Below are 24,017 nucleotides of genomic sequence, written 5' to 3' on the forward strand. Positions count from 1 at the left end.
GGTCTACCTCACCGTCACCAACAGGTCTCCGGTTCCTGTGAACGTCACGGGTTTCACGGTTGATATTCCTTTTGGGCCCAATGCGGAACATCTGACGTCCGATCCTTCGGGAATGGACTTCACCGTGATCGAACAATCGTGGGGCTGGCGGACAGCCCTTCCCATGTTGAGGCCGACCCTGGGGAGCTTCGAGGTCGCAACGCAGACCACGGTGATCAACGTCCGCCCGGAAGACGTCTTGGTCATCAGGCTCCACAACATTCTGGTCTCGACTCTGCCGGGTCTGGCCCGGTTGACGGTTCGGGAGACCGCCTTCATGTCGCCGGACAGCATCGTCATGCTGAGCGTGCTCAAGCGAGAGGCACGAGTCCCGAGCAACTTCCGTGCTGAGAAGGCGTTCCTGGAGGCCGCGACCCCCACCCGGGGCCAGGACACCCTCACGTTGCTCTGGGATGGCCCGAACAACCTCGACTACCAGATCGAGGGCCCGGACGGTCGGCACACGGTCACGGGGACCGGTCCGCACTGGAACTGGTCCCCCGCCGCGAGTGCCGAACCCAAGCGGGACGCGACCTACACGTTGATCGCCACCCCGCAGCTGGGCAGGCAGGCCGGGTACTTCCTCACCACCACCGTCCAGGTAGAGGAGCCGGAGTTCCCGAGGGTGACCGTCACGAAGGCCGTCCACACCCCGCTCGTGACGGGGACCGGCAACCAGCAGGGGCAGATCGTGTTCACCGCCGACGGTGTGCGGGTCCTGGGCTCCCTGGGGGCACCGGGCACCGTGGACGCGGGAGAGGTCGACGCGGAGTCGGTGCTCACCTCGGCCGTGCGGGGCCGTGGCACGGACTCGGGGTGGGTGCGGTTCCCGGACGACGGGATCGTGGTCGGCCACGGCCCGGGCACAGACCTGGGGGTGGTCACGGCGGACAAGATCCGTGTCAACGGCGTGAACACCCCGTGGGTGGGGGACGCGGACGGCGGCCGGGGCTGGATCGACTTCACCGACTCCGGAATTGGCGTGTACAAGGACGGCTCGCGGACCTGGGGAGACGTGGCCGCCGACAAGGCCAGCCTCAACGGGATCAACACCAAGTGGGTGCAGGGTCCCACCTCCGACGACGGGTGGATCGATTTCCCGGCCGCCGGCCTGAACATCTTCCGGGGTGGCGGGGACCGACAGCGGGGCACGGTCACCGCCGACACCGCCGACCTGAGCGACCTGGTCACCGAACGCGCACAGGTCAGGGAACGGCTCACTCTCCAGGGCGGGCTCACGGTCGAGGGCCTGCTGGAGACCCAGGACAGCCCGCCGCGGCTGGTCGTCCAGGGCGCGATCGACGCCGAGGACGAACTCCACGTTGTCGGCGACGCCCGGATCGGTGGCAAACTCGCGGTCCGCGGCGACCTCGGGGTCCTGGGGAAAACCAACGCCAACGGACACCTCGCCGTCCGGGCCGGTGACACCTGGATCATCCACACCGACGACGGCCAGGTCTCCGTGCAGGCCGACCTCCGCGTCCACGGAGCCCTCCGCTCCGACAGCTGACCCCACCGCCCGCTCGTCGAGCCGTCGGGCGCCGGCCCACGGGGCCGGCGGCGACGGCTCCTTCGGGCGCCCTGCTCAACACCGGTTCCAGATGAGAATGGCGGCAAGGTAAAGAGCGGGTCGGTAAGCGATGGCGAGCTTGTCCGTACGCATCGCGAGGCCCCGCCACTGCTTGATCCGGGCGAGGCACCGCTCGACGGCATTGCGCTCCTTGTACCTCTCGGCATCGAAAGCGGGCGGGCGGCCACCTGCACGGCCTCGCCGCAGGCGATGGCCGACCTGGTCCGCGGGCTGCGGGATCACCGCCCGAATGCCGCGCCGACGGAGGTGACTCGAATCGCGCGGGAGGAGTAGGCGCGATCCGCAAGGACAATCGCAGGGCGGGTTCGTGGTCTGCCAAGCCCGCCCCGGGGGATTCGGATTCCGGGATGACCGCCTCGAAGGCCGGTGCGTCGCCAGCCTGGCCTGCGGTGACGTGGATGGACAGAGGCCGTGCCCGGCTGTCACTGGTCAGGTGGACCTTCGTGCTCAAGCCACCACGGGAGCGCCCGAGTGCGTGATCCTCCGGCTCGAATCGGCCGGGCATCCCGCGCTTCCTCGCTCCGGCCGAATGTTGGTGAGCGCGGCAGACGGTGGAGTCCACCGAGACGGTCCAGCCCACCTCGTCAGCGGCATCCGCTACGGCAAGGACAGCCGCGAGAAGACGTTCCCATGTGCCGTCCACGGCCCACCTGATCAGCCGTCTGTGCGCGGTCCGAAAGGAACCGAGCTCTTCCGGCAGGTCGCGCCAGGGCGAGCAGGTGCGGTACTTCCAGGCGATGGCCTCCAGGGTCCGACGGTGGTCGGCCCACCGCCGTCCACGGACCGGATCGGCCGGCATCAACGGCTCGATCCGGTCCCACATCGCGTCAGTGATCACTAACCGAACGGGCACATCCGATCAACTGATCTACCCATCAAAGAGACACGCTCTAGATCGCCTGCATGCCGTAGGTCGTAACTGGGACTTACTTTCGTCACAAACGAAACTCCAAAACCTTCCATTTTCCGGGCCCTGAGCAGGGTTGGTCTGCTTTCGTTCCGGGGCGCTCGTGGCAGCCCGGCGCAGGCACAGCCGAAGTGGGACGGGGTTCCACGCGACCGCTCTATGGAGGCAAGCACTCTGACCGGAACGGTCCTCTGCGCACCTCAGAGCACCGACCGCAAGCCGTGCAAGAAGCGGCCTACGACGACACTGCACTCCTCTATCGCCATGTAACTGGCCTCCCCCTCGATCCCCTACGGACGCGCTGACCGTCTACGACGCGCTGCTGTGCTGCCTGCCGCATACCGCCCCGGCCGGCAGGCGCGGCCGCCGGTTCGTCCTCGGCCAGCAGCGCACGGTGGGCCCGCAGGGCGGCTGCGTCGGCATCGAGCAGACGGTGACGGTTGCGCTGCCGCCGTGCCTGCCCTGCGACCCCGTGGAAGGCCCGTGATGAGTGCTGGGGTGAGGATCGAACCCGGGCGGATCCCCCGGTTCCTGCGGCTGCGGAACGGGCGGGTGGAGCGCAAGCTGCGCGAGCGCACCGAGCGGGTCGCGAGGATCGGCGCGCAGGAGGCGCCCGGGACAATGAGCCGCTACATCGACTGGCACATCGGCCAAGGCCCCCGCGGGCTCGAAGGCGTTATCACCTGCGACCACCCAGCCACGCTCTACGTACTCAACGGCACGAGGCCGCACCTCATCCGCCCGCGCCGGCGCAACGGCGTCCTCCGGTTCGAGGTAGGCGGCGAGGTCGTCTAAACGCGGCTGGTCAGACATCCTGGCAGCAGGCCGAACAACTTCTTGAGTCGTGCCCTCCGAATGGGTCGATGATCAGGCATTGACCGCCAACTCACCGGCCCGCGCCACCTGATGCGCGGTGGCAGGGTGAGCAGGTCTGCTTACCGTTCTCTCACCCTCATGTCTTCCTCAGAGCCGTGGCGCAAGATCATCTCCGGGTCATACGGTCGACTTCGGCGCGCCACCGACCAACAAAAACGAGGGGACTTGCTTTTCCATGCGCATACGCGCTCGTTCTGCCCTGACATCGGCCGTGGCGTTGGCCGCAGCCGGACTCATGACCGCCGCCGCCGTACCGGCCTCCGCAGCGGACGCTCCCGTTCCTCCCGCCGAGAGCTACCAGGAACTCCTGGACAACCACCAGCCCGTCCCCCTCAGCCGCGCGGAGGCGGGGCAGCATGAGGAGTCGAAGACGTTCCTCGCGGCGGCGAATGCCGACCACCTCAGCGACCACGACACCGATGCTCTCCTGTCCTCGGGCCGCTGGATCGTCTACCCCGTCAGCGTGACGGCGGAGACGGTGACGCAGGAACCCGAGGCGGGGACAGAGACGACGGTGACGAAGGTGACCAGCTCCGTCGCTGCGGAGAAGACGTCGACGGAGACCGTCCCGCTCAAAGCCCGGACGCAGAACGGGTACCTCAAGCAGGTGTACTGGCTCAATGGGGCCGACGGCCGGCACTTCGCCTACTTCCAGATGCGGGAGAACTACAGCTACAACGGGAAAGCGGTCACCGCGTACGAGCAGCCGATCATCGACCACAAGGTCTACACGTGGGCGGAGGTCCTGGGCTGGTCCTTCGAGGGGCTCGACCTGAGCGGGTCGCAGGGCCCGTTCTACTATTCGTGGCACGGTAACGCTCACGGCGCTCTCCAGACGTGGCGCAAGGGGAACTTCAAGTACGACCCGACCCACCTCGACATCGGGTCGATGCACCGGTACCCGTGGCTGCACTTCTACCAGCACGCCGACGGCACCGAGTACGAGACCGACGGCATGTAGGTCGCACGACATGTGCTTGGGAGCCTGCGGGTTCCCCAGGCTCTGACTCCAGGGGAAATGTGATGAAGAGGACCGTTCTTGCTGTAGCGGGGCTGTGGTTCATCATCGGGGCAGGGTTGGCGTCCGCACGGCACTGGCCCGCTCACCTGGTCGCGCTGCTAGGGCTGGTCATGCTTGTCTCGGCCGCTGCGGGACGTGAGGTGTGGGCACGACGGGGGCTGTGGGGCGCCGTTTTCATCTCCGCAATTCTTGGGCTGACGTGGTGCATCGCTGAGCTGGCACGTGCCAGCGGGCAGCATCTGAGCGTGGAGAACCCCGGAGCGGTGGGAGCGTATGTCCTGGGGCTGGGTGTCCCCGCCGCCGTGGTGCTGTGGGTGCTGCGTCGCTCTGGCCAGCCCCGCTGAAGCCCTTCCGGGCCTGCGTAGTACTGGGAACCTCAGCGTCGCCGACCTCTCCGGAAGTTCCGACGCCGCTTGCCATCAGGTCTTCTCGTAGCGCGCGTAAGCACGACCACTCGATTCATGGGAACGGCCCCGCACGCTGGTGCGGGGCCGTTCTGCTGTGCGACTACCCTCATGGGTGCTGACTGGTTGAGGGCCGGGCGACGGAGCGGGAGACAAGGACATGACCCGTGCGGAAGACGATCGCGCCCAACACTGAACCCCACGTCATTGCGGTAGGCCCCCACGAGCTGGAGTTCCTCCCCGAGGTGTACGGCGCCGAGTTCATCGACGCCTACGAGGAGCTCCAGGAGGCGCAGGCGGCGAAGGGCGTCGACCTGGAGGACCTGGAGGCCGCCGATCCGACGTCGCTGCGGAAGACGATCCGCGCGGTGCGGGTGTTCCTGGCCCGGCAGATGCTCCCCGACTCGGCGGAGCGGTTCCTGCGCCTGGACGTCATCGTGGACGGCAACGTGCTGGAGTCGTTCCAGGACGCCGACGAGGCGGCGGCGTTTGCCGCCGAGCACCCGGGCGCGCAGGTGCAGGACGCGCTGCGGCTGCCGGTCCGGTCCACCGCCACCCGTCCTGGGGCCAGCCCTGTGGATAACTTGAATCGAAGTCGCAGGGCAGCGAGGGGTCCATGTACCGGTATGGCGCGTGAGCGGGTGCGGTGGCCGTCCGTGGTGGACCGGGCGCGGGAGGGCGGGTGAGGTCGTCTTCGGAAGCGGCAGCATGCGGCCGTCGGGAGGGCTACACCGCGCCCGACCTCGGAATAGGGGACCTCGCGGCCCTCCGCAGCACAGAAGCGGCGGTGCTGGACACGGCTGCCGTCAGCGGTGCGGATCTCATGGAGCCGCGCGGTGTGCTCTTCGGTAGCCGCGTAGAGCTGGACCGGAATCGAGACCACCCGAAGGCGATGGTGCCCGACCAGGTAGCGGTGGCCCTCATGGTTCCAGCGTCGGCGGCCGTGGCTCCCCTCGCATCCGGGAGGACAGCCACGGCCGCATGAGGGCACCGGGGAGCTTGGTCAGCGGTGGCGCGCCCTGACCTCTACCGCCACGCGCGCCCGCGTTTCGAGCGGCTGACCAGCCGCTCGCGCCCTTCGTGGTGCACCGCAGGGCGCGAGCGGCTTCCGCGGGGGTCAGTGCGGGACCGGGCACACCCCCGCGGCGGCGACCGTGTTGTAGGAGGGGGCCGCGGGGGCCGTCACCGTGTTGCTGCCGAGCTGCTTGAGGATCTCGTCGGAGAGCAGGTCCTGCTGGCCCTTGAGGGCATCGGCGACCGTCGTGTCCTTCGGGAAGACCAGCTCGGCGGCGATGTTGTCCTGGACGATGCGGGCGAGGTTGTCGAGCGCGGTGAAGACCGGATCGGTCGGCGGCTCCAGGCCGGGCAGGTCGATGAGGTGCGTGGAAACCTTCGCCGCGTTCATGCAGTCCTTGAGGATGATGGTGTTCTGGTTCAGGACGCTGGTCGTCCACTGGGAGAGCACCACGCAGTAGAGATCGGCCCACGCCGCCTCGCCGACCTTGGCGCGCCAGGTCTTCATGATCTCCCGCACGCCCTTGATCTGGGCCTGCGAGGCGTGCTCCATGTTGGTACGGATGGCCGGGTAGACGCTCCCGGAGAAGTCTTCGAAGGACTTCATGTCGAAGTGCTTCTCGGCGACCGAGGCGTTGATGAACTTCAGGCCGCCGTCGAGGATCGCCGCGCAGGACGTGGTCAGCGCGGCGGGCAGCGCCGCCGCGGCGAGGTTGGCGCGCGCGGTGGTGAGCTTGGCGGCGTAGGCCTTGAGAGGCTCGATCCAGGCGGTGGACGCCTCGTCGTTGAACGCGACCAGGACCAGGTCGTGCGGGTCGATGCGGTTGGCGTTGGGCAGGTTCGGGATCTTGTCCGCCAGGTAGGAGGCGATCACCGAGAAGATGCCGAGGGGGACGTGTGCAATGGACTTTGCCAGCTCGAACGTCTGCGGCACGGGGTTGGCGGACTCCTGTCCGTCCTGGGTCACGAGGGTGAAGCGACCGCCCTTGGCGTCGTTCTGGACCACGACGACCGGGGCGAGGTGTTTGATCAACTCGGCCTTCAGCGTGGCGTAGTTGGCCCGCATGCCCGCGTTGACCGCGAAGAGCGACTCGCGCGCCTGGGTCTGGGTGACCGTGGCCGTCGCGTCCGCGGCCGCGGCGCTCGGCACCGTCGAGTAGCCGATCAGGGCGGCGGTGCCGATGCCGGTGGCGCCGCCTATGAATCCTCTGCGCGTAGCCATCTTCGTTCTCTCCCTGGGGATGTGAGGTTCGGTTTCTTGGGGCGCGGGGGGATCTCGTTCATGGGGGGGACCTCTTTTGGGGGGGATGGGGGGGATTAGGGGGGTGGAGTTGCGGTGGTGCGTGGGAGCGGAGAGGGGCGTCCGGACCCTGGGCGCCTGTCTCCCCGGTGGGGTTACGTCACTTGATGTCGCGCTGCTTGGGCACGACGACGCCGAACCGGTCCTGGATCGTGGCGAGCGCGGACTCGTGCACCTGCCGCGCCGGGATGCCCAGGGGGTTGCCGCGTACCGGGAGCGGGCGGGTGGCGGAGGCGTCGCCGACGACGGTCGGGGCGTAGCCGTGGTAGACGGCGCCCTCGGTGGTGAACAGGGTGCACATGTGCGTCATGAAGCCGGAGATGATGACGTTCTTGCGGCCGGTCTTCTTGAGCACGGCGTCGAGGTTCGTCTCGTGGAAGCCGTTGGGGACGGCCTTCTCCACGACGGTCTCGCCCTTGGCCGGCTTGAGCGCCGGGATGATCTGGCCGGCCTTCGACGAGAGGTCGTACCCCTTCTCGACGATGTGGACGACCGGGGTGTGGGCCTTGCGGGCCCGGTCGAGGAGGGCCTTGGTGTTCTCGACGGCCGCGCGCCAGCCGGTCAGCTCCATCGCGCCGCCGGTGTAGACGTTCTGGTAGTCGACGAGGACGAGCGTGGCGTCCGAGAGTTTCGCCGGCGTCTCGTCCGCCTTCGTCAGCTGCCGCAGCGTCGTCGTGTCCCGTGCGTAGTTCTTCTCGTGCCGCTGCTCGCCGCCGCCGGTGCGGGTGACGGCCTCGGAGCTGCCGCCGCACGCGGTCAGGGTGGCCGCGAGGACGGCGCCGGCGCCCAGGGCGGCGGCGGATCGGAGCAGCTTCATCAGACGATCTCCTTCTGCGACAGGACGACGACGCCGTACAGGTCGGCGACGGTGGCGAGGGCACCCTGGTGCACCTGCTCGGCGGGGACCTCGGTGCCCGCGACCGGGAGCGGGCGGGTGGCGCTGGCCTCGGCGACGACGGTGGGCCGGTGGCCGGCGAGGAAGGCGCCCTGCGCCGTGAACGCCACGCACATGTGCGTCATCCAGCCGGCGACGACGACGTCCTGGCCGGCGGTGAGATGGTCGGCGAGGTCCGTGCCGACGAAGGCGTTCGGGACCTGCTTGACGACGACGGGCTCCCCGTCGACCGGCGCGACCTTGGGGTGGATCTGCCCGATCTCGGTGCGGATGTCGTACGGGGTGCCCTCGCCGCCGTCGTTGATGACGTGCACAACCTTGGTACCCGCCTCCCGGGCCCGGGCGAGGAGCTGCGCGGCGGCGTCCAGGGACGCCTCCCAGCCGTCGAGCTCCATGACGCCCTGGGTGTAGGTGTTCTGGAAGTCGATGAGGATCAGGGTCGAGCCGGCCAGCGTCGCGGGGGTCTCGTCGAAGCCGTTCAGCTCGCGCAGCGTGGTTCGGGACATGGGTGTACCGCCTTCGGAAATCCGGGTGGGAGACGCGGTCCGGGAAGATCGCCGGGCCACGTCCACAAAGCTATGACCCCGCCGTGACGTCGACAATGACGTCTAACATGCAGAAACCGACATGCCTGTTGTCGGTCAGCCATGGAGGGGGAAGCGCGTGCCGGAGACCGCCGGACCAACCATCGTGATCGTGCTCTTCGAGGGAGTCGACCTGCTCGACGTCACCGGGCCGCCGGAGGTGTTCTCGCTGGCGCTGCGCGAGACCGAGGAGGCGGCGGGGTACCGGGTGCTGCTCGCGGCCGAGACCCTGGACCCCGTCACCACGGGCGCGGGGGTGCGCATCCTGCCCGACATCACCTTCGCGCGGGCCGCCGCGGGCAGCATCGACACCCTCATCGTGCCGGGGGCGGTGGAGCTCGACGAGGAGCGCCGCGTCCACCCGCTCGTCGACCCGCGCCTTGTGGAGTGGGTGCGGGTGCTGGCAGGGCGTACGCACCGGATCACGTCGGTCTGTGTCGGGGCGCATCTGCTCGCGGCCGCCGGGCTGCTCGACGGCAAGCGCGCCACGACGCACTGGTCGACCGCGCAGCAACTCGCCGCGGACCACCCGGCCGTGGAGGTCGACGCCGACCCCATCTTCATCCGCGAGGGGAACGTGTGGACGGGGGTCGGGATCAGCGCCTGCCTCGACCTCTCGCTCGCGCTGATCGCCGACGACCTCGGTGAGGCGGTCGCGCTGCGGGTCGCGCGGCAACTGGTGATGTACCTGAAACGGCCCAGCGGCCAGAGCCAATTCAGCGTGCCGCTGGAGCAGGTGTCGACGACGCGGCGCATCGAGGACCTGCGCCACCACATCCTGCGGCACATCGGCGAGCCGCTCACCGTCGTGGACCTCGCCGCGTACGCCCACGTCAGCGACCGGCACCTGACCCGGCTCTTCAAGACGGAACTGGGCACGACGCCTCACGCCTACATCGAGTCGGTCCGGGTGGAGAAGGCCCGCCACGAGCTGGAGTCGTCCGACGCCACGGTGGAACGCGTCGCCACGCTGTGCGGGTTCGGGACGACGGACACGCTGGTACGGGCCTTCCGTCGCCGCCTGAACACGACACCGACGGAATACCGGCGGCGATTCCGGGTGCCGCTGGGGCCGTGAACCGGGGTGGTGGTGTCGGTGACGGTGGTGACCGCCGCCTCGGGCCAGGTCTCGGGGTTGGCGAAGCGGAACTCCTTGCCGTGCTTCGGCGGTCGTCCGCCCTGGGAATAGGCCAGGGCGTACTCCTTGAGCGAGGGCTTCGGCAGCCGCATCACCCGGTCTCTGCGGATTCGCCCGACCAGTTCGACAGGAAGATCCCGCAGGACCCAGGCCAGGCGGGTGACCTCGTAACCCGCGTCCATGACGATCGTGATGCCCGGATCGCCGGGCGCCCACTGGCCGGCTGAGAGGAGCCGCTCGGCCACGGCGCGGAGTTGGGCAATGGTGACGGCGGTCGCATCATCTTCGGGTCCGAGCCGGACCACGTCCAGGACCGACGTCCACGAGGTAGCTCCCGGTTCGAGGACGGCGACGAAGGAGTACGGCCAGCCCGGAATGAACTGGGAGGCGGACTCCGCCCGGCCGTAGACGTGGCAGCGACGCCCGTGACATTCGCCCTTCCCCGGCACGGTCCCCGCGCCACGTCCCGTGACCCGGCCTGCCCTGGCCGAGGCATACACGGACGGCCGCCGACGTGACCTCTTCAAGATTCACAAAGATACGGTCCGCAGTGGACCTCCTTTCGCGCCGACGAGCGGGAGGAAACGACCTCTAGTGATCATCGCGTGCTGCCGACGTCCCGGTGGAACACAGGACGGGACGAGCAGGCTATGGCGGGGTGCCAGGCCGCGATGACCTGCGCGAGGACGAGCATGGCCTCGGCGTCGCAGGAGGGATCACCGAAGCGTGAGGAGGTGGGCCGGTCACACTCCGGCGGCGGTGACCACGGCGTCGGTGGCGAAACCGAGGAGAAGGCCGAGCAGGATCATCCACGTGGTCAGTTCCTTCATGGCGGCGCGGCGGGCGACAGCCAGCAGCTCGATGACGACGTAGAGGATGGAACCGGCGGCGAGCCCGAGGAAGGCGATGGACAGGGTGTCGTTGACCAGGTGCTGGCCGACCAGGGTGCCGGCGAAGGTGGGGCCGCCGCCGATGAGACCGAGCAGGCCGAGGCGGCCCCAGGACGGGCGCTCGCCGTGGGAAGCGAGCGGCGCGACGATGCCGAAGCCTTCGGTGGCATTGTGCAGGCCGAATCCGATGATGAGCAGGACGGCCAGGGAGATCTCGCCGGTGGCGGCGGAGTTCCCGATCGCCAACCCCTCGGCGAAGTTGTGCAGGCCGATGCCTGTGGCGATCATCAGGGCGAGCCCGGACGCCGTTGAGCGTGTGGGCGGGGCCAGTTCGGTGGCGACGGCGGCGCCAGGGCCCTCTGACAGCTTGGAGGCCTGCCGGTGTGCCATGACTCGGTCCCAGTGGACGAGCCCGGCCAGTCCCGCTGCCAGTCCGATGGCCAGGACAGCTCCGCCGCTGATCGCGGTTCCCCAGTGGTGGTCGCTCAGCGCGGCGTCGGTCGGTTCCCAGGCGGCGCTGAGTACGTCCCAGACCAGGAAGACGAGGATGCCGATGGCAACGGCGTTGAGACCTGCCCTCAGCCTGGGGGCAGGGTTGGTGAGTCGTCCGATCGGCAAGCCGAGGTAGATGGTGAAGCCGGCTATCGCGCCGAGCAGGGCGATCTGGGACGAGGACATGCGGGTGCTCCGAGCAAGGGACGGGGGGTCAACGCGAGCGACCCTAGAGCAGCTAAGGCTCACCTAACAAGTGGACGGGTGAAGGGTGTGCCGACTGATGGGCTTGCGGTTCTCGCGTCGGGGGCTGTCGTGGTCACGGGCGACGCGCTCGCCAGGGTGCGGCCACCCACCAGCCGGGCGTCACCAGCCTGTCGGGACAGCACGCGGAGAGCGGCGTCGAACGGGCCGCCGGTACCGAAGGACGCGGCCGCACGGTCGGGGCGGGGCGACCGGGTGCGGGACGCTCGCCGACGGCCGTCCGACCTCGCCCCACCTGTGGCCACTGCAAGGGCTCAGCGACCGGACCGGTCGTCGGCGGCCGCGCGCAAGGCGCGGCCGTGGATCTTGCCGACAGGTGATGAGTCCATGCCCGGCCTGGCGGGTACCCGTTGGGGCAGGTGCCCACTCAGAAGCGGTGGCGCTTGAGGTCGCCGAGCAGGACGTTGAGTTGCTGCTTCTGCTCGGCGGCTGGAGCCGGCTGGATGTTGCCGTGGTCGATGGCGTACGCCTTGAGGACCGCATCCATCTGGTTGTCGAGCAGGGTCCAGGTCGTCTTGTTCACCGCCTGTAGGGAGGTGGCGTCGGCGTCCCAGTCATCGCGCATCTTCTGCACGGTGGCATGGGAGGCCGCGGCCGTCCCGGCCTGGTCCTGAGCGATCGCCGTCTGCGTAAGCTTCTGATACTTCGCCACCGCTGCGGCCGTCTGGCTGCTGCTCAGGGCTGCCTTCGGGCAAGCCGGCATCGTCTCGCTCTGACCGGTCGGGTCGCAGGTGACGTGGGGCTGGTTGTGGGCCCAGATCATCAGGGCGACAGTGGCGGCGGCGATCAGGCCGAAGGCTCCCAGTGCGATGCGCTCCTTGCGCGCGTCGGTGGTGACCGACTGCTCGTGGGTCGTTTCGTGGGCCTCGGCGACGTCCCTGCGGCTGACCGACAGGTAGATGACCGTCGCCAGGATGGCGCCGAGGAAGATCAGGCTGGTGGTGAAGGTGCCCAGGCCGAGTCCGACGGGCTCGCCGGGGCTGGTTGCGACCTTCGGGGAGGCGAGCCAGTCACCGATGTTGGCGCCGAGTGGACGGGTGAGGATGTAGGCCAGCCAGAACGAGAGGACCGGGTTGGCGCCGAACTTCCACAGTGCGGTGATCGACGCGATGAGACCCAAGGGCACGAACACCGACTGCGCGGGCGTCCAGTTGGTCAGCTCCAGCGTCCAGTCACCGGTGGCGGTGCCCAGCGCGAACGTCACCAGGACTGCCAGCCAGTAGAAAGCCTCACGTGGGAAGGTCGTGATGCTGTGGATCGACAGGGTCCGCTCACGCAGCCACCAGACACCGAAGACGAGGGCCAGCAGGACCGAGAACACAGTCGAGCTCAGCCACAGCGGGACGTGTTGCTGATCGGTGAGCATGTCGGTGTAGAGGGTGCCGGTGACGCTGACCACGACCACGGTGAGCCAGTACGGGAACGGGTTGTAGCGCTTGGTACGGAACTGGATGGTCAGCACGACCGCGAAGACTGCGGTGAACAACAACATGGTGTTGGTCAGGCCGAAGCCCAGCGTGGTGTTGATGTAGTCGGCGAGACTCTCGCCGACGGTCGTGCAGAGGATCTTGATGATCCAGAACCAGACCGTGACCTCGGGCACCTTGTTGAGCAGGCGGCTGCCCATGGCACCTTGTGCGGTCACGGCAGTCGTGGGAGTTGTCATGCCGCGACACTAGCGACTACAGCCTTGTAGACGCCAGTGTAGCGGCGTGGCTTGCGGCCTCGTACTCTCGGCCCCGGTGTCCTAGCTCACACGCCAGCCGCTAAGCAGCGAGGTGATCGTGTGCTGCCCGCCGTGGCGGCATCCGGGGCGGGCGCCCGCCGGTCTTCGGGGTCAGCCGCTCTACGAACAGCGCATCGTGGTGGAACGGTGCTCCAACCGTCTGAAGCAGTGGCGCGGCATCGCGACCCGCTACGACTGCGAGGATGGCGGTGCTGTCCCGGCGGTGGTCTGACCCGCGCTACGACTGACTGTCATGTTCTGCGTCAAACCGCCGAACCCTGCCAGCCAGCCGTCAGTCTCGCATCGCTGCGGGCGTGGACGTTACGTGCGAAGACAACTCCGGCCTTCGGCGTACGACACGGTTCGCCGCCGTCTTCTGCAATGGAGCGCAGCCGCGGAGCGCGAGGCCGCACAGCGCCGAGGCGAGGAGGCACCGCCGGCCCCACCCCTCCGGCTGGTTGAGTACGGCGCAGCCGCACCACATGGACACCGTGCGGGCCGGGGAGACACGGCGCCGGCCGGTACGGCGTGCCCGGCGGTGGGGTGAGGAGGGCGGCCAGTACGGCGGCGGCCGCCGCGGCGGCACGGACAAGACGCACGGCGGAGGCCTCTCGAAGAACACGGACAGGGCCGTGGTCTTCGTAACCGCTCCACCGGGCACCCCGCCCGGGAACCGGCAGCGGCACCACCCGTTCAGGCGGTAGGTCCGAACATCGGCGCCCGAGTGGAAAGCATGCGGATTAGGTCGTGGCCGCGGGCCTCGCCGAGGATCAGGGAGCCAGCCCCCGGCGAGCGTAGGAGCCCGGCGGCGTTGCGCGCTGCTGCGCCCCAAGGCCAAGCGAACCGGTGATGGACCCGACGCATCCTGATCGCCTCCGGCCCGGCCCCCACTTCGGGGCGAGGCCGGTCACTAGGAGGAGCGGCTACCAAGTGTCAGCGGAGACTCCAGCGAGGACGATGATGCCGCTCTACCTTCTCGTCGCCGCTGCCGTTCCGGTGCGACTCCATCGCGGCCCGCACTCACGGCCTGGGATAAAGCGACGCTGCTGGCCTGCGGGAGCGGTGACCGGATGTGGTAGTCGGGCCAAGGGACCAGCGCCATGGGCGAGGTGAGCCCCGGGCATCCGGGGCTCACCTCGCCCACAACTGCGTTCCGCCCGTGATCACTCTGCTCGGACGGATGCGCCGTAGCTGTCGGTCTGGCGCAGCGCCGCGGCCTGCTGGGGCGGTGTGGGCCATACCTGGATGAGGTACCACTCGGTGACGTCGTCCGGGGCGAGGTCGATGGCGGTGTCCCGGCCGCGTGCGTGGATGCGCAGCCGGTAGTCGCCGGGGCCGTCGAAGGACAGCGCGGGCAGGTCCTCGTCGAGGTCGGCCATCAGGCCGCGCACCATCAGTTCTCCGGATACCGAGTGCAGCGAGACCTCGACGATCTCCTCCCACCCGGCGCCCTCGAAGCCGCCGACACCGCGATCAGCGAGCGGTCGTCACCGAGGTCGTTGGCGTACTTACGTCTCGCGTTCCTTCGCCGTCCAGGCGGAGGCGCCGGAGTCCCTTGCCTCGGCGAGCGGGACCAGGTGGTCGATGTCCACACCGCTCCGCCCCTGGATGTAGCGGTCGTCGTAGGGCGAGTACCACTCACCCCCGCTCAGGGCACAGCGCGGGCCCTGTGTCGGGGCCATGACGGCTTCGGCCTCGAGCACCTCGGCGCGGGTGTTGCAGCCGTCGCGGTCGGCGTCGACCCAGCCCCCGAACTTGCTGCGCTCGTACCCGGTACGGTCCTCCTCCCGCACGGGAGGGCGGCAAGGGCGTCACGAACCGGCAGCGTCACCGTCGTACCGGGAACCCCACGTTCAGCCGGCCCGGCCGCAGAGGCAGAGGCTTGGGCAGAGGCGGAAACGAGCAGGACGGCGAAGGCGGCGGCCCTCGGGGCGGTACGGGCCAGACGCATCAACAGGTCCCTTCGAAGACCACGGACAGGATGTGATCTTCGTAACCGTCAGCGGACGCGCCCGGCATGCATTACCCCGCCACCCGTGTGGCCGCTTGAGTCAGATCGGCCGCAGCGGCCTGCTCGGCATCGCCGCCTTCCACCGGCAGAAGGCGCCCGTCACCGCTTCAGCTCGCCGTCGTTTGCCGACAGGCGACCCGACACTGGACATCGACCGACATGGTCAGATCACGCCTGACGAGCGATCACGGGGGGCCTTTGACTCCGATCTACCGCGGAACGTGTTGAAGGCATCGACCGATGCCATGAAGGCCGCAATGCTCGACGAAGGCTTGAAAGTTCTGGAGCGCGGTCAAGCGTGGTCTTCGACCATCGGCGGCATTCAAGTAAGGCTCGACCCCCGGTAACAATCAGATGCGCCGGCCGCTCCACCGCCGCCGCAGCGGCGCCCCGGCCACGGCGCCGCGCTCGCGCCTGCAACGCACCGAAGTCGAGCCGCCCGTCCTGGACGACGACCAGCTCAGCGTCCAAGACCACGGGTCGCGGCCCTCCGGCGGCGGAGCTGTCGGCTTCCCAGCAGACCGTTAACGCCGTCACCGACTTCGGCGCTTCGGGGTGATTGGCCTGTTCGCGTAGCTCATTGACGGTCACCTGCACGCTATGCCGTAGGTATGCGATATGCGGATTGGGGCGGGCTGACGGCGAAAGGCCGGCAGCGTCGCGAGGCGGTGCGCTCGGAGGCCGCCCGGATGGACGACACTGTCTTCGGCAACGAGGACGGCGTGTCGTTCGTCGCCGCCGAGCGTGTTGCGGAGGTGCTCACGACGACGCACCGGATCTGTCAGACGGAACTCGAACAGGCCCGCAAGATCGGGGCAGGCCAGACGCTGCTCAGTACTCGACGGCGGTCAGGTGCTCCGGCTCAGGTACGCAGCGAAGCTGGAAGCGCTGCACGAGCCGCGGTCCCTGGAACCCGACCGGAACGGCTCCTACCAGCGACTCCTCGCCTACCTCACCGCCAACGCCACCCTCAACGACCCCGCGAACCGCACTGGCGGTGAAGCGGATCCGAGTACCTGCGCAAGCGCCCCCGCGTCATCCGTAGCAGCGCGCCGGAGACCACACCAACCCTCCATGTCGCCAACGCCCCAAAAGCCAGAACGCTAATGCTTACGCACATCACGGCTGACCGAACCACTCATGTGACCATGAAGGGCAATTCGTGAATCAGGCGCTACCCCTATCATCCGACTTCGACCTGTTCGACACCCTCGCCCACTCTCAGAACTCCGCCGACCCGTACCCCTTCTACCGGTGGCTGCGGTCACATCACCCCGTATACGTCAACCCCGACGGCATCGCCTACGTCTCCACCTACGAGCACTCCGCACTCCTGGGAAGCCCGGACGTCCGCGACAACCTGGAAGACGACGAGCAATCCGACACACTGCGCCTGTTCAACCGGACGATCATCAAGACGGTGCCACCGCGTCACACCGACCTGCGCCGCGTGGGCGGCGAGGCTTTCCGACGCGGATTCCTGCTGGAGACCGGCAGGCAAATGCAGCGCGCAGCCGATGAGCTGGCCGACCGGCTGGTCCGCACCCTGAAGAGGGACGGCAGCGCCGACTTGAACGCGGAGTTCTCCTACCCGTTCTCGCAGGAGGCCGCCCGCATCTTCTTCGGTCTCCCCGAGGAGGACTTCGACATGCTGGCCGCGCTGCCGAGCCGCATGTTCAAGGCGCTCTACCCCAAGACGGATCCGGAAGGACTGAGGGACGCCGACGACGCCTCGCGCTTCCTCTACGCATACCTGGAGGATGCCGTCCGACACCGGCGGTTCCGCCCCGGCGGGGCTTTCGATCGCATCGTGGAGGCCGCCGACGGCTCCCTGGCCGACGATGTGGTCCACCTGTGCTGGCTCATGTGGTTCGGGTCATACAACTCGCCGCTGGCCGCCATGGACCTGGCTCTCCTGACCCTCATCGAGGAACCGCAGACCAAGGGTGCGCTGCTGGCGGACCCGAAGGCATGGGTCGACGAGGCGTTGCGCTACCGCAGCGCACACGTCATCAACTCGGCCAATCTCACCACGCGACGCGAGCTGACCGTGGGCGATGTGACCCTCCCGGCGCAAGCTCCCATCCGCTTCCTCCTCGCGGCGATCAACCGCGACGAAATGGCGTGGCCCAACGCAGAGGTCTTCGACCCGAGCCGGGACGACGGCTTCCGCCACGTCGCCTTCAGCCGCGGCCCGCACACCTGCATCGCCAAACAGTTCGCCAGCATCGAGGTCGGTGCCGCGGTCACCGCCCTCGCCTCCCGGGTGCCGCGCCTGAGCCTTGCGGGCGAGCCAGCCTGGAGCACCTACACCACCCAGCGCCTGTGCACTGCCTTCCCCGTGAAGCTCCACTAACGAGTTGGAGCGTGATAGCGGGTGAGGTGTGTTCTTGCTCACGGCCGTCTTCAGGTGTTGGCCGTGCGGTCGGAGACGAGGCCGGCGATGGCGCGGTAGGTGTCGGGCAGGCGGTCGCGGCGATGGGTCCAGCGGGTCAGTTGCTTCCAGCGTTTGTGGTCGGCGAGGGCGTGTTCGACGGTGATGCGGCCGGATGAGTGGCCGTGGCGGTCGCGTTCCCACTGTTCGACTCTGCCGGGCAGTGCTCCCGGCCGGGGTCTTCTCGGCGGTGTCACCGGCGCCCGGGAGAGCCTGCGCGGCATGATCAGAACCGGGAATGCTCCCTGACAGCGAGCCGCCGGCCTCGCGTGGAACCACAGAGCAATTGGTCAGGAGTCGCGGTGGTGGCGCGGTCACGGGCGGTTGCTCGGAGGGTTTCCTGCTGCGCCTGTCAGTCGGTGCCCGGGGCGGCTGGGGTCATTGGTGTGGGTGAGGTGGCGGAGGAGGCGTGTGGCGGCATGTTCGCCGGAGCGGAGGGCGCCGTAGGTGCTGGAGGGGCCGAAGTAGTCGCCGGCGAGCTGGATGCGGGGGTCTTGGGTGCGGCGGCGGGTGTTGAAGGCGCGCAGGGCTGCGTAGCCGCCGGGTGGGCGGACGACGAGGGCGGGGTCGCGGCGGTTGATGTGGCTTGTCAGGACGGTGCGGTGGAGGTCGGGGAAGACGGCTGCGGCGGCGGTGATGGCCTGTTGGGTGACGCTGGTGTCGTCGGCGTCCCACCAGCGGTCGGTGAATTCCTGGCGGGGGTGGAGGGTGATCAGGCCGCGGCCGTCGTCGACACGTCCGGGGATCTTGTTGTGGTGCAGCTCGATGCCGACCAGGGCGGGGTGGGCCCGCTGGGAGAGGAAGAGCGCGAAGGCTTTCTCCGGGGGCGGGCGTTCGAGGCCGAGGGAGATGATCAGGGCTCGGGAGTAGGGGATGGAGGTGAGGTAGTGGCGGTCTGCGGCGTCGAGGTCGGGCATGAGGCCGGGGACTTGGGGCGCGGGAACGGCGATGACCGCGGCCTCGGCCTCCTCGGTGCGCTCGCCCTGTCCGGGCTGCTTCCAGGTGACGGTGACTCCGTCCGGTCCTGGGCGCACCGCGGTGACCTGTGCGTCGAGTTCCACGGGAACGCGCTTGGCCAGGGTGCGGGTGAGCAGTCCGGCGCCTTGCGGGCTGTTGAAGTGCGGGACGAGGAGTTTGGCGGTGTAGAAGAGCATGTCGGCGGCAGCCAGCTGGTCCGGTGAGGCCAGGACGATGCCACCACCGAAGAGCGGTTCGCACAGGTGGTCGATGGCCTCCTGAGTGAGTCGGCGGCGGGCGTACTGGGTGGCGCTGAGGGTGTCCAGGTAGGTGTTCTGGTCCATGGTGTCCCAGTCGAGCCGCCTCCGGTGGGCGAGGAAGGTCGGCAGGGCCCGCAGGAGGGCGGCCTTGGTGCGAGGACTGAGCAGACGGGTGCGCAGCAGGTCGGTGCGGGAGTCGGTGCGCAGGCGGTGGACGGTGCGGTCGCGCTCGAAGCCGCACAGGGTGTTGGAGGGACCGTAGTTGTGGGCGAGGCCGAGTTCGCCGATGAGGCGGAGCATCCCTGTGTAGTTGCGTCCCAGGATGCTAGCGCCGGTTTCGATACGGAATCCGTCGTGGTCGAGGGTCTGCATGCGTCCGCCGGGGACGGCGTCGGCTTCCAGGACGCGGACGGTGAGTCCGGCTTGCTTCAGGCGCCAGGCGGCGGTGAGGCCGGCGATGCCGGCACCGACAACGATCACCGTCGCGGGGGCGGGCGTAGGGATGGCGGGCTCCTTCAGGGGCGGGTGGCCAGCAGGTGCTGGAAGTAGGGTTCGATCGCTGCGGCGCTTCCCTCGGCCCAGCCGCCGATCGCGGCGGCCAGGTGCCGCTGGGCCGAGGTGAGGGCGGGGTCGGCGCGCAGGCGGGCCTGGTCGGAGTCGAAGCGGTGTTTATGCGCGGCGTGCAGGACGACCGTGGCGCGGTAGGCGTCGGGCAGGGCGAGGCCGTATTCGTGGGCCAGGACGGTGACGGCGTTGACGGGGTCGCCCTGGCGGTGTTCGGCGGCGTGGCCCAGGAGGTCGTTGGCCAGGCCGCCGAGGAGGAAGGCGAGTTCGGCCAGGGCGGTCAGGCAGGTGGGCAGCGGTTCACCGGGCGGTGGCATCCCGGGAGCCAGGCAGTGCAGGTAGAGGGGGTGGCCGCCGGAGGTGTGGGTGCGCCGGCGCAGGTAGGCGTCGAGCGCGGGGGGCTGCCCCGAGGTGCGCCAGGGCGCTTCGCTCGCACAGCCGTCCAGGTAGCGGCGCAGTCCGTCGGCGAGCTGCGCCAGTACTTCCTGTCCGCCGTCGGTGTTCGTGATCTCTGCGCGGACGGCGGCCAGTGAGGTCAGATGGACGCAGGACGGTGTGTCAGGGTGGGTGCGCCCGGAGTGGAGCAGGCTCGGCAGGTCCCACGTCAGGTGGGCGTCCAGCTGGCCGGGGTGTTCGGCGACCGTGTCGTCGAAGTGGAACACCCAGGCCAGGTAGTGAGTGGTGAGCCGGGCCACGGCAAGCGGCGCGTGGGGCATGCACCAGGCGACGAGGTGGCCGATGCGCCTGCGCTCCAGCGCGCACTGCCCGCCCTGGGCACACAGCCCCGCCCCCGCCGCCCACTCCCGCACGTCGCTCTCCAGCTCCCGGGCGGCCGGATGTGGCCGGGCGGGCGGTGGCGACAGCCGCAGGAGATGTTCGTGCGCGTAGGCGGCGAGCGCGGTGAAGTCACCGTCCGGGGTCAGTTGCGGATGGGTCATGCGCCGAACCTCCGCTCCCGTGTGGCGTAGGACGCGAGCGCCGCGTCGAATGATGCCCGGTCGAAGTCCGGCCACAGCTGCGGGCTGAAGCAGAGCTCGGCCACGGCGCTCTGCCACAGCAGGAACCCGGACAGGCGCTGCTCGCCGGACGCGCGGACGATCAGATCGCAGTCGGGCTGGCCCCACCGGGCCAGCTGTCCGCTGACCGCCTCACGGTCCAGGCCCTCCAGAGCCTGGGCGTCGCTCTGGGCAAGCAGGGCACGTACGGCGGCCAGGATCTCGTCCCGCCCGTCGTAGGCGACCGCGAGGTTGACCCGCAGGCCGCCCGTGGCATCCGCCGCCTCACCGCAGCGGCGGGTGCGGGCGGACAGGGCCGACAGCCCCAGCTCTTCAAGATGCTCGGGGCTTCCGAGGACGTTCAGACGCCAGATGTCCTCGGCGGTGAGCGCCTGGGTGAGCGCGCTGATGGCGTCGAGCATGACCGGCAGTTCCTGCCGCTTGGCGGCGTTGTCCAGCGACAGCGCCCACACCGTCACCGTCTCCACCCCCGCCTGCTCGCACCAGCGCAGCACCTCCAATGTCCTGGCCGCACCCCGCCGGTATCCCTCCTCCACCGGCACGCCGTTGAGGCGGGCCCAGCGCCGGTTGCCGTCCGGGACGATGCCCACATGCCGCGGAATTCCTCCGCCCGGCCCGCTCACCGAGCCCCCGCCAGCCAGCCACCGCTGGCCGCCGAAACCGGGGTTGTCCGACCCGCCAGGTGTCCCAGGGCCAGCAGGGTGAAGATGTCCGCCAAGACCGGCACGGTGAACACGAACGGCCTCGGCCCGATCGAGTCGGGGCGCACCTCCCGCAGTCCGTGCCCGTCCTGCGCGGCGGCCAGGAACCGCGCCGCGGCAGCCGCGGGCACCGGGTCTTCCTGCCCGCACACGGCGATCAGCCCATAGGCGGTGCTGATGACATCACTGGGCTCGCCCGCCTGCTGCCCCCAGCCGCCATCCGCGTTCTGCTGCTCAAGCACGAACCGGTGGGCCCGTTCCGCCATGCGCCGAATCTGCGGTGCAGGCCTGCCCCCAGGCCGGACACATGCCAGTAGCACCCGGAAGACGGCGTGCAGGCGGCTGCTGCTCCAGTCCGGCGGGAACGATCCATCCTCGCGCTGCTGCGTCGCCAGATAGTGCAGACCCCCCGCGATCAGGGGCCGGTGAGCCTCCGGCCGTACGCTGAGGGCGTCGACGACGGCCGCGGTCATACACGCCTCCGACGGAGCCCCCGCCACGTAGGTGGGAAAGCCTCCGTCAGAGCCGGCCACCGCCACCAGCGACCGCAGCCCGCCATCGATCGACTCCCTATACCGAGCCTCGTCGACCACGTGCAGGAACTGCACCGCCACCGAGGTGTCGTCCACATCCGTTTGGCACGCCAGATCGGTGAAGGACCAGCCGCCCGCCGGCTGCTGGGACCGCACCAGATGGCCAGCCACCCGCTCCAGCACCTCCGGTGGAGCCCCCGCGGCCGCCAGCGCCACGCCCGCTGTCGCAGTGCACCAGGTATCGGTGTCCGACACGAACGGCAGCCCGCCATCGACCCGCTGGTGCGCCAGCACCCGGTGCACCCCCTCCGCCACGACCGCCCCGGTGCCGGGCAGCCGGGACAGGGCGTGCAGCACCGACAGATAGATCAGAACGTTGCCCTCCCACACATGCGGTCGGCGCTGGGTGTCCAGGAGCAGCCGCACATCCTCGTCAGCGACACAACCGAGACGCCCACCCGCACAGGCCAGGACCACCTTCGCCGCGGTGACCTGGACCCGGGCCCAGCTGTGCAGCCCCGATAGGTCGAACGCCGTCTCGTCCCACTCGGGCCTGAACGTCTCGTCGGCCATCACCGCAAGCGCGTGCACAAGCGCACGCTTCCGCACTGCGGTGAAGTCGGGGACCGCAGCGGTCACCTCGCCGACAAGCAGATCGCCCGCGACGATCCCTCTGCCCTCCAGCGCCGCTGCGACCAGGAACCGCTCCATGCCCATGGCAGGCAGCTGGGTGCGCAGAAATCCGCGCAACGCCTCCGCCGCCCGGGCATCATGTCCGGTGCGCTCCAAGAGCCGCAGCGCCAGAACAGATTCCAGGGCCCTGCTGCGGCACTCGTCACGGACCGCACCGTCCGTCCCCGCCTTCGCCGCCAGCGACCACGTCAGCCGCTCGCGCAACTGTCTAGCCTCCGCCGGGAACAGCTCGCCGGGCCAGCGGTCCGCCTCGGATGTCGTCCACCGCCTCACAGTCCACCTCCTCGTGCCGAAGTACTGAGAAGGCTCTGCCCAGCCCCCGAGCCGTCCAAGAAAATCCGACACGCCCCCATAGGAAAACCAGCCAATTGAACGAGGGTCACCAAGCCGGTTGACCGCACCAGGGTCCGCCATGGGGCGGCGCCGGGGGCGCAACATGCCTTACATGCCATCCCTGACTCCACCCGTGTGACCTGCTGAGGAACTTGACAGGTGTAGATACACCCGTAGGAGCCGGAGTAGTGGTGCCGGTACGAACTCCTTAGTACTCCAGCAGCGGGTCGTGTCCTGAGCTGCGTTTTCGGTAGTGGCAGCGGCGGGCGACGGCTTGGCGGTGTCTTCTCCAGGCTGACCACTTCAGCGCGTGGGTGACGGGGTCGCGGTCGGCTCGTGGGTGGGGCAGGAGAGCGTCCAGGAGCCGCCGGATCTCTGCCACGGTGAGCGGGACGAGGGCTGATCCGTTTCTGCAGCCCCCTTTGCGGCCTCGCCGCCGGCCCGGGGTCGTGCTGCGAGTGCGGTCAGGACGGCATGAGCGAGCATGGCCAGGGTGATGTGCCGATACCAGCCGGGATAGCGGCGGACCTCGTCCTCGTCCAGGCCGCATTCGTTCTTCGCGGCCTGGAAGCACTCTTCGATCGCCCAGCGGGAGCCGGCGATCCGGGTCAGCTCGGCGATCTCGACACCGACGGGCGCGTAAGCGAGGTAGTAGGCCACGTCTTCGGGGTCGCAGATGCTGCGTCGGGCCATGACCCAGCGGTGCTGGGTGGGTCGGGGTCGAAGATGAAGTTGGTGTGACGAGAAGGCCGACACCTGCGCCGGCTTCCTGCGTCGAGCCGCGGCCTTCTTCACCGCGTCGGGCATCGACCGCATCGAACGGGTACTGACCGACAACGCGCGGCCCTACCGCAAGAGCTTCGCCTGGAGGCTGCGGCTTTGAGGGCCTGCCGCCCCAGCAAATGCCCTTCTCGCTGCGGATCCGAGCACGTTCACGGCATTGAGCTGCGAGGACGTCTGGCTGACGGGCGTTGGCGTTGCGCCAGCGCAGGTACGCGCGCAGGGCTCGCGTCTGGACAGGACCGGGTCATCGACGCGCACCGACAGATTCCCCCGGTAGGCGATGCCGTCGTCGAAAGTGTCGTGCACCCCCAGGAGGGCGGGCCGGTGGCCGCCGAGGTCGCCGAAGACGTGCTGGGCATCGAGGGCGCCGTCCCACAACTTCCCCGGCGCCTTGTCCTCCGGGGCCGACACCGGGCGCAGCCAGGCGGGCACGCCCGTAGCGGTGGGGGCCGGGGCACCCAGGGCGCGCCCGGCCCAACCCCAGAACTCCGCGCCCGGCTCGACCTGGGCGTCCAAGGCCTTCGCGATGTGCGCGTGGTGGGCGCGCATGCGCTGTTCGGTGTCCGGGGCAGGGGGCGGCGAGTACACCGG

At 69.2% G+C, this 24,017-nt stretch carries 18 protein-coding genes and 8 pseudogenes; 9 read left to right on the forward strand and 17 right to left on the reverse strand.

Annotation, left to right across the window (positions count from 1 at the left end):
- Positions 1-163: 163 nt before the first annotated feature.
- Complete coding sequence (locus ACIQVT_RS00540; RefSeq protein WP_403745567.1) at positions 164-1,549, forward strand: hypothetical protein; 1,386 nt, start codon at positions 164-166, stop codon at positions 1,547-1,549.
- Between the two features lie 75 nt (positions 1,550-1,624).
- On the opposite strand, the pseudogene ACIQVT_RS00545 reads toward ACIQVT_RS00540, so the two are convergent.
- Positions 1,625-2,453 (reverse strand): annotated as a pseudogene (locus ACIQVT_RS00545) (IS5 family transposase).
- 582 nt (positions 2,454-3,035) lie between these two features.
- On the opposite strand from ACIQVT_RS00545, the gene ACIQVT_RS00550 reads away from it, so the two are divergent.
- The 3 genes from ACIQVT_RS00550 to ACIQVT_RS00560 all read left to right on the forward strand — a co-directional run bounded on the left by ACIQVT_RS00550 (position 3,036) and on the right by ACIQVT_RS00560 (position 5,524).
- Positions 3,036-3,332 carry a hypothetical protein gene (locus ACIQVT_RS00550; protein ID WP_403745569.1) on the forward strand — a complete coding sequence of 99 codons (297 nt, stop codon included), beginning with the start codon at positions 3,036-3,038 and terminating at the stop codon, positions 3,330-3,332.
- A 292-nt stretch (positions 3,333-3,624) separates the two neighbouring features.
- Complete coding sequence (locus ACIQVT_RS00555) at positions 3,625-4,374, forward strand: hypothetical protein (RefSeq protein ID WP_403745570.1); 750 nt, start codon at positions 3,625-3,627, stop codon at positions 4,372-4,374.
- Positions 4,375-5,005: 631 nt separating this feature from the next.
- Positions 5,006-5,524, forward strand: coding sequence for a hypothetical protein (locus ACIQVT_RS00560; protein ID WP_403745571.1), 519 nt, complete (start codon positions 5,006-5,008; stop codon positions 5,522-5,524).
- Positions 5,525-5,574: 50 nt separating this feature from the next.
- On the opposite strand, the pseudogene ACIQVT_RS00565 reads toward ACIQVT_RS00560, so the two are convergent.
- The 4 genes and pseudogenes from ACIQVT_RS00565 to ACIQVT_RS00580 form a co-directional block, all read right to left on the reverse strand.
- Positions 5,575-5,829: pseudogene (locus ACIQVT_RS00565) on the reverse strand (Ku protein); the annotation flags it as partial.
- Positions 5,830-5,955: 126 nt separating this feature from the next.
- The gene (locus tag ACIQVT_RS00570) at positions 5,956-7,074 is read right to left on the reverse strand and encodes a hypothetical protein (protein ID WP_403745573.1); all 1,119 of its coding nucleotides are present in this window, start codon (positions 7,072-7,074) and stop codon (positions 5,956-5,958) included.
- 178 nt (positions 7,075-7,252) lie between these two features.
- The gene (locus tag ACIQVT_RS00575; protein ID WP_403745574.1) at positions 7,253-7,969 is read right to left on the reverse strand and encodes a cysteine hydrolase family protein; all 717 of its coding nucleotides are present in this window, start codon (positions 7,967-7,969) and stop codon (positions 7,253-7,255) included.
- On the reverse strand, positions 7,969-8,553 hold the full coding sequence (locus tag ACIQVT_RS00580; RefSeq protein ID WP_403745576.1) for an isochorismatase family protein: 585 nt from the start codon (positions 8,551-8,553) through the stop codon (positions 7,969-7,971). Before ACIQVT_RS00580 ends, ACIQVT_RS00575 begins: the two co-directional genes overlap by 1 nt.
- 157 nt (positions 8,554-8,710) lie before the next feature.
- Between ACIQVT_RS00580 and ACIQVT_RS00585 the strand changes: the two genes are divergently transcribed.
- Positions 8,711-9,709 (forward strand): GlxA family transcriptional regulator, encoded by a 999-nt coding sequence (locus tag ACIQVT_RS00585; RefSeq protein WP_403745577.1) that lies wholly within the window; start codon positions 8,711-8,713, stop codon positions 9,707-9,709.
- 11 nt (positions 9,710-9,720) lie between these two features.
- Here the strand turns inward: ACIQVT_RS00585 and ACIQVT_RS00590 are convergent.
- The 3 genes and pseudogenes from ACIQVT_RS00590 to ACIQVT_RS00600 form a co-directional block, all read right to left on the reverse strand.
- Positions 9,721-10,185: pseudogene (locus tag ACIQVT_RS00590) on the reverse strand (transposase); the annotation flags it as partial.
- Positions 10,186-10,512: 327 nt separating this feature from the next.
- The gene (locus ACIQVT_RS00595; protein ID WP_403745578.1) at positions 10,513-11,337 is read right to left on the reverse strand and encodes a ZIP family metal transporter; all 825 of its coding nucleotides are present in this window, start codon (positions 11,335-11,337) and stop codon (positions 10,513-10,515) included.
- Positions 11,338-11,782: 445 nt separating this feature from the next.
- Complete coding sequence (locus tag ACIQVT_RS00600; protein ID WP_403745579.1) at positions 11,783-13,081, reverse strand: hypothetical protein; 1,299 nt, start codon at positions 13,079-13,081, stop codon at positions 11,783-11,785.
- Positions 13,082-13,218: 137 nt separating this feature from the next.
- Here ACIQVT_RS00600 and ACIQVT_RS00605 point away from each other — a divergent pair.
- Positions 13,219-13,337: pseudogene (locus tag ACIQVT_RS00605) on the forward strand (IS5/IS1182 family transposase); the annotation flags it as partial.
- Positions 13,338-14,304: 967 nt separating this feature from the next.
- Here ACIQVT_RS00605 and ACIQVT_RS00610 read toward each other — a convergent pair.
- Both ACIQVT_RS00610 and ACIQVT_RS00615 read right to left on the reverse strand, forming a co-directional pair.
- On the reverse strand, positions 14,305-14,535 hold the full coding sequence (locus tag ACIQVT_RS00610) for a hypothetical protein (RefSeq protein WP_403745581.1): 231 nt from the start codon (positions 14,533-14,535) through the stop codon (positions 14,305-14,307).
- Positions 14,536-14,649: 114 nt separating this feature from the next.
- Positions 14,650-14,934, reverse strand: coding sequence for a hypothetical protein (locus ACIQVT_RS00615; protein ID WP_403745583.1), 285 nt, complete (start codon positions 14,932-14,934; stop codon positions 14,650-14,652).
- Between the two features lie 253 nt (positions 14,935-15,187).
- Between ACIQVT_RS00615 and ACIQVT_RS00620 the strand changes: the two genes are divergently transcribed.
- On the forward strand, positions 15,188-15,499 hold the full coding sequence (locus tag ACIQVT_RS00620) for a hypothetical protein (RefSeq protein WP_403745585.1): 312 nt from the start codon (positions 15,188-15,190) through the stop codon (positions 15,497-15,499).
- A gap of 815 nt (positions 15,500-16,314) precedes the next feature.
- Positions 16,315-17,508, forward strand: coding sequence for a cytochrome P450 (locus ACIQVT_RS00625; protein ID WP_403745587.1), 1,194 nt, complete (start codon positions 16,315-16,317; stop codon positions 17,506-17,508).
- Between the two features lie 50 nt (positions 17,509-17,558).
- Here the strand turns inward: ACIQVT_RS00625 and ACIQVT_RS00630 are convergent.
- From ACIQVT_RS00630 to ACIQVT_RS00655, 6 genes and pseudogenes are all read right to left on the reverse strand, one after another.
- Positions 17,559-17,783, reverse strand: a pseudogene (locus tag ACIQVT_RS00630) (transposase); the annotation flags it as partial.
- Positions 17,784-17,900: 117 nt separating this feature from the next.
- A complete protein-coding gene (locus ACIQVT_RS00635) occupies positions 17,901-19,283 on the reverse strand; it encodes a protoporphyrinogen/coproporphyrinogen oxidase (RefSeq protein ID WP_403745589.1) in 1,383 nt (460 codons plus the stop codon).
- Between the two features lie 35 nt (positions 19,284-19,318).
- Positions 19,319-20,305, reverse strand: coding sequence for a terpene synthase family protein (locus tag ACIQVT_RS00640; RefSeq protein WP_403745590.1), 987 nt, complete (start codon positions 20,303-20,305; stop codon positions 19,319-19,321).
- On the reverse strand, positions 20,302-20,973 hold the full coding sequence (gene uppS / locus ACIQVT_RS00645; RefSeq protein WP_403745591.1) for a polyprenyl diphosphate synthase: 672 nt from the start codon (positions 20,971-20,973) through the stop codon (positions 20,302-20,304). The genes ACIQVT_RS00640 and uppS overlap by 4 nt, the downstream gene beginning before the upstream one ends.
- A gap of 29 nt (positions 20,974-21,002) precedes the next feature.
- The gene (locus ACIQVT_RS00650; RefSeq protein WP_403745592.1) at positions 21,003-22,514 is read right to left on the reverse strand and encodes a prenyltransferase/squalene oxidase repeat-containing protein; all 1,512 of its coding nucleotides are present in this window, start codon (positions 22,512-22,514) and stop codon (positions 21,003-21,005) included.
- A 432-nt stretch (positions 22,515-22,946) separates the two neighbouring features.
- Positions 22,947-23,369 (reverse strand): annotated as a pseudogene (locus ACIQVT_RS00655) (IS701 family transposase); the annotation flags it as partial.
- Positions 23,370-23,382: 13 nt separating this feature from the next.
- On the opposite strand from ACIQVT_RS00655, the pseudogene ACIQVT_RS00660 reads away from it, so the two are divergent.
- Positions 23,383-23,502, forward strand: a pseudogene (locus ACIQVT_RS00660) (IS481 family transposase); the annotation flags it as partial.
- A gap of 24 nt (positions 23,503-23,526) precedes the next feature.
- On the opposite strand, the pseudogene ACIQVT_RS00665 reads toward ACIQVT_RS00660, so the two are convergent.
- Positions 23,527-23,661 (reverse strand): annotated as a pseudogene (locus ACIQVT_RS00665) (IS630 family transposase); the annotation flags it as partial.
- Positions 23,662-24,017: the final 356 nt, after the last annotated feature.

The organism is Streptomyces sp. NPDC100445 (assembly GCF_044759735.1).
Classification (GTDB): Bacteria; Actinomycetota; Actinomycetes; order Streptomycetales; family Streptomycetaceae; genus Streptomyces.